Here is a 568-nt window from a genome sequence, read left to right as displayed (position 1 = left end):
CCCCCCCCCCCGCCGATAACAATCGGCTGGTGGCGTGGCTGTTGAATGTTGCGGATTGTCGATCCTTTGTGGCCTCGGTGCATCATCACCCCTTAACCGCGCCCTCCGTCAGTCCCTTCTCGATATACTTCTGGATGAACAGATAGACGATGAGCAAGTATGACCGTCAAGGATACGGCGGTAGCCATCAGACCAAAGTCCGTGCCGTACTGGGAGCTGATCTCGCTGAGGAGCAGCACGATAGGGCGGACGTTCTCTTTGCTGACAAAGATCAGGGCAGAGAACAGGTCGTTGTATGACCACAAGAAGACGAAAATGCTCGCGGATGCGAAGGCTGGCCGGCCTATCGGCAGGAATATCTTTTTCTGGATTACCGTATGCAATTCAAAACGGTTCAACTTCTCAAACTATTCATCACCGGGCAATTGCTGAACTGGGACTCCCTTTGTACCATAGAGAGTGCCATTCGCTCAGATGAAGAGTTTCAGGCCGAGTTTCAAGTGAAAAGCATCAGCAAGTCGCAGCTTTCACGTCGCATGAATAGCTTACCCGTCGAGATCACACAAGC

The 568-nt window shown here is 52.3% G+C and carries 1 pseudogene; it reads left to right on the top strand.

Features of this window, described 5'->3' with window-relative positions:
• Positions 1–377 precede the first annotated feature (377 nt).
• Positions 378–568 (top strand): annotated as a pseudogene (locus PAT3040_RS38120) (IS4 family transposase); the annotation flags it as partial.

Origin of the sequence: Paenibacillus agaridevorans (genome assembly GCF_003112455.1) — a bacterium.
GTDB lineage: Bacteria > Bacillota > Bacilli > Paenibacillales > Paenibacillaceae > Pristimantibacillus > Pristimantibacillus agaridevorans.
The sequence above is the reverse complement of the archived record's forward strand: the minus strand, read 5'-3'. Positions and strand labels throughout refer to the sequence as shown.